Origin of the sequence: Micromonospora foliorum, from assembly GCF_022229015.1 — a bacterium.
GTDB classification, from domain to species: domain Bacteria; phylum Actinomycetota; class Actinomycetes; order Mycobacteriales; family Micromonosporaceae; genus Micromonospora; species Micromonospora foliorum.
This window is the reverse complement of the sequence record NZ_JAKKFF010000304.1, coordinates 1-9311: the sequence shown is the minus strand read 5'-3', so window position 1 is coordinate 9311 and position 9311 is coordinate 1. Positions and strand designations below refer to the sequence as shown.

The following is a 9311-nucleotide window of genomic DNA, read 5'->3' as shown; positions in this document are numbered from 1 at the left end:
CCCGCTGCTCAGCGCCAGCGGGTCGGCCGGCGCGCTGCTGCTCATCCGTCGGCCCGGGCGGGCCGGCTTCGACAGGCGCGACGTGGAGCTGGCCCGGGAGTTCGCCGCCCGTGCGGGTGCCGCGCTGGCCACCGCCGACCTGCACGGTGAGCAGGCCCACCTGGCCCGGGTGCTGCAGACCAGCCTGCTTCCGCCCGAGCTGCCCGTCCTGCCCGGGGTGACCATGGCCGGCGGCTACCGGGCCGCGGGCGACACCCTGCGCATCGGTGGCGACTTCTACGAGGTGTTCCCACACCCAGGCGGGGCCCTGTTCGCGCTCGGCGACGTGTGCGGCAAGGGCGTGGGCGCGGCGGTGCTGACCGGCCGGGTCCGTCAGTCGTTGCAGACGCTGCGGCTCGTCGAGCAACGCCCACTGGAGCTGATCCACCTGCTCAACCAGGCGCTGTTCGACGCGCCGGACGCGGCACGGCGCAGCCAGTTCACCACCCTGCTGCTCGGTTCCCTGGACCGGGGGCCGGCCGGGCTGGACGTCCGGATCGCCGGCGGGGGGCACCCGGCACCACTGCTGGTCACCGCCGACGGCACGGTCACCACGGTCCCGGTGGGTGGCATGCCGGTGGGGGCGCTGACAGCCGCACGGTTCGCCGAGACCCGGGTGCACCTCGATCCGGGCGACCTGCTGCTCGCGTACACCGATGGGGTGACCGGGGCGCGCGGCCCGCGCGACCCGGCGATGTTCGGCGAAGCCCGGCTGCGGGCCGCGCTCGTGGCGGCGGCCGGGCAACCGCCGGCGGCGCTGATCGACCGGGTGCTCCGGGCGGTCGACGACTGGCTGGACGGTCAGGCCCACGACGACATCGCGATGCTGGCCGTTGGCGCGTCGGCGCCGGCATGACCGACGGGCGACGGCCCGGCGGGCTTGATCAGGCGGTACGGGCCACCGGCGGGTCGCCGGCCGGCCATTCTCGGGTCGTGCTGACCGATCGTTCCGGGCCGTCCGACGAGCCAGTCCACACCTCTCGGGTCTGCCGACCCGAATCGGCCGACCAGTCCCCCGATCGCCCACCGGGCCGGTCCGGGTCGTCCGGCCAGTCCCCCTGGCCCGTCGACTCGCCGGGCGACGGCGCGTGCTGCGCCTGCTGGCGGCGGGCGGTCTCGTCGAACTCCCGCATCCCACGCAGCAGCGCGTCGCGGCCCTCCCGGCTCATCCCGGTCAGCACGGCGGCGAGTTGGGCCTGGCGGTCGGCTCGCAGCTCGGCGAGGAGCCGGCGGGCCTCCGGGGTGAGGTGCAGCGAGATCTCCCGCCGGTCGAAGCGGCCCGGCTCGCGCTCCAGCATGCCGGCGGCGACCAGCCGGTCGCAGAGGCGGCTGGCGGAGCTGAGCAGCATGTCGAGCCGGGTGGCGAGCCGACGCAGGTTGATCCCGTCGGACTGCTCCACCACCATCACCGCCCGTAACTGGGCGCCGGAGACTCGGTTGGCGGTCCCCTCCCGGGCAGACTCCCAGATGCCCAGCAGGGCAGCGGCCGCCGCGTCCAGCGCGGCAGCCATACTCGTCTCAGGGTCCGTCGGACGGTTCAGTTCGGCCATGGTTGCCCGAGAGTACTCCGAACCCACTGGTAGTCGAGCTTTCAGCGATGGAGTGACGATGAGCGAACCGGTCAATCGGGCACGACGCACCCTGAACGAGACACCAGCCGACCGGCTCGTCGGTGGTGTCGGGGACGTGCTCGCCGGGTCGTACGGGATCACCCACGTCGAGCTCTATCAGGTCGACTATCGGCTCGCGGAGCTGCTGCCACTCACCGAGGGTGACTCGATCACCAGCCCCGGGCACCCGGCCTGGCGCGCCTTCGACCACCAGTCGCCGATACTGACCGACGGCACCGCCTGGTTACCGGTCACCATGCGTGGCGAGCGTCGAGGGGTGCTGCGCCTGTCGCCCGTTGCGGACGACCGGGAGGTCGTCGCCGCGCTGGCCGAGATCGCCACCGCGCTCGCCCACGAGGTGGCGGCGGTCTCCGCCGGCACCGACGTCTATCGGGCGGCCCGGCGCACCCAGCGCCTCACCCTGGCCGCCGAGATGCAGTGGGACCTGCTCCCCGGCCGCAGCCGGATCCGTCCCTCGTTCAGCCTGGCCGGGCAGTTGGAGCCGGCGTACGCGGTGCGCGGCGACAGCTTCGACTGGTCCGACGACGGGGAACGGCTCTGGTTGTCCACCATCAACGGCACCGGTGAGGGCGTGGCCGCCTCCCTGCTCACCTCGCTGGCCACCCACGCGCTGCGCAACGCGCGTCGGGCCGGGCTGAGCCTTGCCGACCAGGCCGCCCTCGCCGATCAGGCCATCTACGACCTGTACCGGGGCGAGCAGCACCTCTCCGCGTTGCTGATGGAACTGGACCTGCGCTCCGGAATGATGACCGTGGTGGACGCCGGGTCGCCCCGACTGGTCCTGCTCCGCGACGGGGACGTCACCGAGCAGCCGCTGGAGGCGCAGTTCCCGCTGGGCATGTTCGAGGCGACCGACTACCACGAGCAGAAGTTCCCGCTGGAGCGCGGCGACCGGGTCTTCGTGGTCAGCGACGGGGTGGTGGAGGCCACCGGGCAGCACGTGCGCTACGGCGAGACGGCACTGGACCGGTTCCTGCGCCGGACCGGGCCGATGGCACCCCTGGACGCCGTCCGGTCACTGATCGGTGATCTGCGCGCGTTCGTGGCCGGTGACCTGGTCGACGACGCGGTGGTCGTCTGCCTGGACTGGACCGGCCCGCAACCGTGACCGGTGGTCAGTACGCTCCGCGGCCGTTCAACACCGCGCCGAAGGTCTTCCAGAGGATGGTGAGGTCGGCGGCGAGGGACCAGTTCTCCACGTAGTAGAGGTCGAGCCGGATGCCGTCCTCCCAGCTCAGGTCGGAGCGGCCACTGACCTGCCACAGGCCGGTCATGCCGGGCTTGACCAGCAGCCGCCGGGCCACGTCACCGTCGTAGCGGGCCACCTCCGAGGGCAGCGGCGGGCGGGGCCCGACCAGGCTCATCTGGCCGAGCAGCACGTTGACCAGCTGCGGCAGCTCGTCCAGTGACCATTTGCGCAGCAGCCGGCCGACGCGGGTCACCCGCGGGTCGTGGCGCATCTTGAACATCAGGCCGTCGGTCTCGTTGCGCGCGGTCAGCTCGGCGAGCAGCGCGTCCGCGTTCACCACCATGGTGCGGAACTTGAACACGCCGAACTCCTGCCCGCCCCGGCCGACGCGGACCTGTCGGAACAGCACCGGGCCCCGGCTGTCCAGTTTGATGGCCAGGGCGATGACCGCGATCAGCGGCAGCAGCACCGCCAGCGCCAGCGACGAGGCGGACCGGTCGACGAGACCCTTCACCAGCTTGCGGACCCCGCGGAACTCGGGCGCCTCGACGTGGATCAGCGGCAGGCCGGCGACCGGGCGGGTGTGGATCCGCGGGCCGGCGACGTCGGTCAGCGCGGGTGCCACGACCAGGTCGATGCCGGTCCCCTCCAGTTGCCAGCCGAGGCGGCGCAGCCGGGTCGCGGTCAGCTCACCGGAGGCGGTCACCGCGACCGTGTCCGCGCCGATCGCGGTGGCGGCCTCCGGGATGCCCCGGAACGACCCCACCACCGGCACGTCACCCAGCCGCTGCGCCACCGGCGCGAGCAGCGCGTCGGGGATGCAGGCGCCCACCACCTGGTAGCCGGCGTACGGCTCGCGGCGCAGCGTGTGGACCAGCTCCAACACGTGGGCGGTGTCGCCGACCACCAGGACCTTGCGGGACCAGCCGGCGCCCAGCGAGCGGGCCCGGTGCAACCGCTTGCGGGCGGCGAACCGCGCCACCTCCAGCCCGACGGTGCCCACCGCGAAGGAGATGCCCAGGAAGCCCCGGGAGACGCCGACGTCGGCGATGTAACCGATGATGGCGATCGCCCCGGCCAGGCGCAGGCTGGCGGAGCTGACCCGCCGGTACTCGTCCGCCCCGTAGCCGATCACCCGGTCGTCGTAGCAGCCGAGCGCCTTGAGCGAGATCAGCCAGGCCAGCACCAACCCGGGGGCGACCAGCACGTAGGGGATCTCCGAGCCGCTCGGCTCGTCGTCACCGAAACGAGCGACGTACCCGATCAGCAAGGCGATGATGAGGATGGTGGTGTCCAGCACCACCAGGACCCGGACGTAGGACCGTTCGTCGGCGCGTGCCACCAGCCCGGCGCGTCGACCGTTCGGCTCCGCCGACGTGGCGGGGGTCAACAGTGTCGCCACGCTCACCGGCCCTCCCACTCTGTACAGGATGGCCCCGGCCGACGGGTCGGACCGGAGGCGGACCGACTGTGCCGGAACAGTCGACATCCTGCCTTGACAACTATGGCTGCCGATTGCTTCCGACGTATTGCCGTCACTTTTCTTCAACAACCTGCTGGGCCGAAAAGGGGCCTGCCAGACCGAATCGACGGTACGGCAGGCCCCTGGACGTCTGAGCGTCGGATCAGCGCGGCGCGGGGGGACGCCGCGCGATGGCGCTGAGGAAGATGCTGCCGATCTCGCTCGGGTCCTTGGTGACGAAGACGTCGCCACCGGTCACCTTGGTGATCGACTCCAGCTCTGACTTGCTGACGCCCTCGCCGATACCGATCATGATGACCTGGACCGGCCGCTCCGGGTCGGCGAGCTGCTTGAGCTTGGCGAGCAGCTGCTGCTGGTTGAGCCCGTTGTCGTCCTCGTTCTTGCCGTCGGTGAACAGCACGATCGAGTTGACCCGGCCGGGCTGCCAGTTTTCCTGCACCGCCTGGTACGCGGCCAGCATGGTGTCGTACAGGCCGGTGTCGCCGCTGGAGGGCTTGACGGTGGCGAGCGCGCCCTCCAACTGGGCCCGCTGGCCGGAGAGCGGCCCGATGGGCACCAGCTCCCGGTAGTCCCGGTTGCCGACAAGCCTGGTGGAGAAGGTCCACAGACCGATCGACCAGGAGTCGTCGAAGAGGCCGAGGCCGCGGCGGGCCGCGTCGACGGTGACCTCCTCCCGGCTGCGGTTGTTGGCGCTCGGCACCTCGTCCTTCATCGAGCCGGAGACGTCGATGACGGCCAGCATCCGACCGGACTGGGTGGCGATCGACCAGCTGGAGACGACCCGCTGGATGGCGGCCGGGTCCAGGCCACCCGCCGCGGTGCCGCCGTTCGCCGGTGCGGTGGGCGCGCCGCCGGACGGGCTCGGCGCACCCTGCGGCGCCTTGAAGCCCTCGCCCCAGTTGCCGTCCGGGGCGCGCAGCGACTGCGCAGCGAGCCGGTTGCGGAAGGTGGGGCTGGTGAGCAGCTCGAACAGCACCCGGGCCGCGGACGCCTTGCTCGGCTCGATGCCGGGCAGCACCGCGTACGGGTAGTCCAGCGGCATCGGCGCCGGCTCCATGTAGAGCGCGGCGAGCGGCACCGGCGGCTTCTTGCTGTTGTACGCCATGACGTCTTCTTCGGACAGGGCCGCCGCGCCGAGACCACTGGCGATGGACGTCGAGTCGTTGGCCGTCGGGAAGCGGGCCAGCAGGTCGTTGCGGAGCGAGGAGCGACCGGTGGCCAGTGCGCGGAGCGCGCCGACGGTGTTGCGCTGGGCGTCGCCGCCGGCGCCGTTGGCGGCGGCGGTCAGCGAGAGCAGACCGGACAGGCCCGCCGCGTCACGGGTCGGCTCGACGATCCCGGTGCGCAACGGCGCGCTTGTGTTGTTGACCTGCTTGAGCAGGTCGGTCCAGTTGAACTTCTTGTCCGGCCAGCCCAGCCGCGTGGCGATCGGCTCGGGCATCGCGACGACGATCGGGCTACGCGCGATGGACGCGCCGTTGGTCGGAGCGAACGCGGTCGCGTCCTTCTTCAACCGCAGCAGCCAGGTCGAGGAGTCGGGCACCCAGACGTCCGGGCTGACGGCGGTGCCACTGGCCTGCCCCACGCCGGCCAGCACAGCGCCGTGCTTGGCCGCCACCACGGCCGCCACGTCGACCGGGTCGGACGCGGAGACGTCGACGCGGATGCAGGTCGGGCCCACCGCGGCGCCGTCCTTGACCCACTGGGACGCGGCGGCGTCCACCGCTGGCGCGAGTTCGGAGGCGACCGCCACGGCTAGTCGGATCTCCCCCGAGCAGCTGGGCTGGATCAACTCCCGATAGCCGAACCACGCGCCCGTCGTCACGACGAGCACCCCCGCCGTTGCGGCGGCGGCGGCTAGGTGGAGTTTCGAACGCATGCGATGACGGCCTGCTGACACGGTGACCATCTTGCGTACTAGGTGCCGTCTCTGCCACATCCGTTCGGACTAAAGTTACGGAGGAGAAACAGTTGACCACCTTTTTGCAACACAGAGTGACGTAGCAGCCTCGTGGCGTTGCCGAATCAGTGCAACACTCGCGTCTCTAAACCATCGTTCAGGGCAAAACGCACGTCGGGCTCGGCACCGGCACCGGCTCGCCGACCGCCTCCGGGATACCGGTGTCGGCGTCGCGTCGGAACACCCGCACCATGTCCGCCCGCTCGTCGGCGACGTAGAGATGCTCGCCGATCAGGGCGAAGTGCCGGGGCCACTCGCCGCCGGTGTCCACTTCGGCCACCAGCTCGGGCAACTCCCCGGTCAGGGTGAAGACCGCCACGGTCCCCACCCCACGGTTGGCGACGTAGAGGAACCGGCCGTCCGGGGCGACCGCGACCTCCGACGGCTGGACGTGGCCGGCCCGCTCGCTCGCCTCGACCCGCCCGCGCTGGTGCAACGCACCGTCGTCGGTCAGCTCGTACGCGGTGACCGAGGCGTCCAGCTCACCGACGAGGTAGCAGCGCCGTCCGTCCGGGTGCCGGGCCAGGTGCCGGGGGCCGGTGCCGGGCGCCGTACGGATCCGGGGCGCACGCGGCACCAGTCGTCCGGTGGCGTCGTCCAGGTCGTACCGGTAGACCGAGTCGGTGCCGAGATCGACGCCGAGGATCGGGCCACGGCCCGTCCCCGGCGAGACCATGTGGGCGTGGGCGTGGTCCTGGCGATCCGGGTCGGGACCGTGCCCCTCGTGCACCACCAGATCGGTGCGCTCGCCGGGCACGCCCTTCGGGTCGAGCGGGAAGACCGCGATGCTGCCGCTGCCATAGTTGGCCGCCAGCAGGTGGTCGCCGCCGGGCAGCACCGCCAGGTGGCAGGGCTCGGCGCCGCCGGTCGACCGGCTGCCGAGCGGGTCCAACGCGCCGTCCGCCCCGACCTGCCAGGCGCTGATCTCCCCATCCGTCAGCTCGTTGACCGCGTAGAGCACCGGCTCGGTGGGATGCCGCGCCAGGAAGGAGGGGGACGGGGTGAGCGCCACCGTGCCGAGCGGGGTCAGCGCCCCGGTCGACGGGTCGCGGTGTGCGGCGACGATGCCGCTGCCCCGCCCGCCACTCTGCGCGGTGTAACCCCCGATGTGGACGACCTCACCCTGACCGCTCACGTCCCACTCCTCCGCCGGCATCCTTCGTCGATCCAACCAGAGGCTGCCCGCGTTGCCCGCCCGTTAACCGGCTTTCCGGGCCCGGTTCTCAGGCCGCCGGGACCGGCTCGCCGCGCTGCCGGGCGACGTGCTCCACCAGAGAGATCAAGACCATCTTCCCGGACTGCCGGTCCCGGGCGTCGCAGAGCACCATCGGCACGTCCGGGTCCAGGTCGAGCGCCCGGCGTACGGTCTCCAGGTTGAACCGGCGGGCGTCGTCGAAGCAGTTCACGCCCACCACGAACGGGATGCCGCGCTGCTCGAAGTAGTCGATGGAGGGGAAACAGTCGGCCAGCCGTCGGGTGTCGGCCAGCACCACCGCGCCGAGCGCGCCGAAGGCCAGCTCGTCCCAGAGGAACCAGAACCGGTCCTGACCCGGCGTGCCGAACAGGTAGACCTGAAGGTCGTCGTTGATGGTGATCCGGCCGAAGTCCATCGCCACGGTGGTGGTGGACTTGCCCTCCACGCCGGAGATGTCGTCGGTGCCGATCCCGGCGCCGGTCAACACCTCCTCGGTCTGCAACGGACGGACCTCGCTCAGCGCGCTCACCAAGGTCGTCTTGCCAGCCCCGAAGCCTCCCGCGATGAGGATCTTCAGTGCCAGCGGGATGGTGGTGCTGGTGCCCACCTGGTCATAGCGCACGGAGTCCACTGACCACCGCCTTGAGGATGTCGTCGTCGGGAAGGATGCCGGCGGCCGGCGGCTCGTGCACCGCGACCAGGCCCTCGGCGAGCAGATCACCGAGCAGTACCCGGACCACGCCGACCGCGAGGTCCAGCTCGGCTGCCAGTTCGGCCACCGACACCGGTCGGTGGGCCAACGCGACCAGCCGTCGATGCTCCGGCAGCAGGTGCGGTTGGCTCGCCGCATCGACGTCCGAACCGGCCAACACGAACGCGACCAGGTTGAAATCGTCGACGGCGGAGCGTACCCGGCCTCCGGTGAGCGTGTAGGGGCGCATCACCGGGCCGGCTTCGCCGTCCAGCCACTCGTGCTGCGGCCCGGGCGGCTCAGTCCGCATCTCCGGCACCCGGAGCCGATCGGGCCGGCGCGGCGAGGCTCTCCCCCACCCGGATCACCAGCATCGCCATCTCGTACGCGACCAGCCCGATGTCCGCGTCGGCGTCGCTCACCACGGCGAGGCAGGCACCCTGCCCGGCGGCGGTGACGAAGAGGTACGCCGCCTCCATCTCCACCACGGTCTGCCGGACCGGGCCGCCGTCCACGTGCCGGCTGGCGCCCCGGGCCAGGCTGGAGAAGCCGGCGGCGAGCGCACAGAGGTGTTCGGCGTCGGACTGCTCCAACTCGGCCGAACGGCCGAGCAGCAGGCCGTCGGCGGAGAGCACCACCGCCTCCCGGGCGGCTGGCACCCGTTGCACCAGCTCGTCGAGCAACCAGTCGAGGCCGGCGCTCTGCTTCGTCGAATGCCGCACTAGGCGTCCCTCTCAGTAGCGGTCGGGGGTTCGGGGGTCGTCGGCGGGTCGGTGGGGGCCGCTGGACCGGTCGGCGCCGCCGTTGGCGCTGCCGGACCGGTCGGGGTGCTGGCGGTGGCGCGTCCGCGCGCCGTGCCGGCCTGTAGCGCCGCCATCACCTGGCGGACCTCCTCCGGCGAGCGGGGCGACGGCGTGTCGGTGACGGTCGACCGGGGCTGGGCGACGGGGGTACGACGTCGCACCCGGCGGGGCAGGCCATCCAGCTCGTCGGCCGGCTCGCCGGAGGCCGCCGCCCCGTCGTCGTGCGCTCGGAAGAGCGTCGTGTAGCGCAAGAGCTGAGATCGCGGTGGGCGGCGTGTCATTAAGAAAAGCAACACCACCGGGGTCGAATACAGCAAGAC

General features: G+C 72.0%; 9 protein-coding genes and 1 pseudogene. 2 read left to right on the top strand and 8 right to left on the bottom strand.

The window, feature by feature from the left end; genetic code table 11:
• On the top strand, window positions 1–895 hold an 895-nt coding region (locus tag PSH25_RS21870), incomplete at its 5' end, for a PP2C family protein-serine/threonine phosphatase (protein WP_238660850.1).
• 28 nt (window positions 896–923) lie between these two features.
• Here the strand turns inward: PSH25_RS21870 and PSH25_RS21865 are convergent.
• Complete coding sequence (locus tag PSH25_RS21865) at window positions 924–1550, bottom strand: MarR family winged helix-turn-helix transcriptional regulator (protein ID WP_238660849.1); 627 nt, start codon at window positions 1548–1550, stop codon at window positions 924–926.
• Window positions 1551–1647: 97 nt separating this feature from the next.
• Here PSH25_RS21865 and PSH25_RS21860 point away from each other — a divergent pair, with 97 nt between their 5' ends.
• A complete protein-coding gene (locus PSH25_RS21860) occupies window positions 1648–2778 on the top strand; it encodes a PP2C family protein-serine/threonine phosphatase (RefSeq protein WP_238660848.1) in 1131 nt (376 codons plus the stop codon).
• 7 nt (window positions 2779–2785) lie between these two features.
• Here PSH25_RS21860 and PSH25_RS21855 read toward each other — a convergent pair whose 3' ends face one another.
• The 7 genes and pseudogenes from PSH25_RS21855 to PSH25_RS21825 all read right to left on the bottom strand — a co-directional run.
• A complete protein-coding gene (locus PSH25_RS21855; protein WP_372492825.1) occupies window positions 2786–4267 on the bottom strand; it encodes a sugar transferase in 1482 nt (493 codons plus the stop codon).
• A 217-nt stretch (window positions 4268–4484) separates the two neighbouring features.
• The gene (locus PSH25_RS21850) at window positions 4485–6242 is read right to left on the bottom strand and encodes a substrate-binding domain-containing protein (RefSeq protein WP_238660847.1); all 1758 of its coding nucleotides are present in this window, start codon (window positions 6240–6242) and stop codon (window positions 4485–4487) included.
• A gap of 157 nt (window positions 6243–6399) precedes the next feature.
• Entirely contained in the window at window positions 6400–7437 is a 1038-nt protein-coding gene (locus tag PSH25_RS21845) for a lactonase family protein (protein WP_238660846.1), read from the bottom strand.
• An 88-nt stretch (window positions 7438–7525) separates the two neighbouring features.
• Window positions 7526–8128 carry a GTP-binding protein gene (locus PSH25_RS21840; RefSeq protein ID WP_184178007.1) on the bottom strand — a complete coding sequence of 201 codons (603 nt, stop codon included), beginning with the start codon at window positions 8126–8128 and terminating at the stop codon, window positions 7526–7528.
• Complete coding sequence (locus PSH25_RS21835) at window positions 8109–8498, bottom strand: DUF742 domain-containing protein (RefSeq protein ID WP_238660845.1); 390 nt, start codon at window positions 8496–8498, stop codon at window positions 8109–8111. Before PSH25_RS21835 ends, PSH25_RS21840 begins: the two co-directional genes overlap by 20 nt.
• Window positions 8488–8910: a roadblock/LC7 domain-containing protein gene (locus tag PSH25_RS21830; protein WP_238660844.1), complete on the bottom strand. Its 423-nt coding sequence runs from the start codon at window positions 8908–8910 to the stop codon at window positions 8488–8490. Before PSH25_RS21830 ends, PSH25_RS21835 begins: the two co-directional genes overlap by 11 nt.
• Window positions 8910–9311, bottom strand: a pseudogene (locus PSH25_RS21825) (hypothetical protein); the annotation flags it as partial. The pseudogene PSH25_RS21825 and the gene PSH25_RS21830, both read right to left, overlap by 1 nt.

Coding starts and splice junctions, on each gene's coding strand:
- PSH25_RS21865 (WP_238660849.1), bottom strand. CDS start 1,550: ATGGCTGCCGCGCTGGACGCGGCGGCCGCTGCCCTGCTGGGCATCTGG.
- PSH25_RS21860 (WP_238660848.1), top strand. CDS start 1,648: ATGAGCGAACCGGTCAATCGGGCACGACGCACCCTGAACGAGACACCA.
- PSH25_RS21835 (WP_238660845.1), bottom strand. CDS start 8,498: ATGCGGACTGAGCCGCCCGGGCCGCAGCACGAGTGGCTGGACGGCGAA.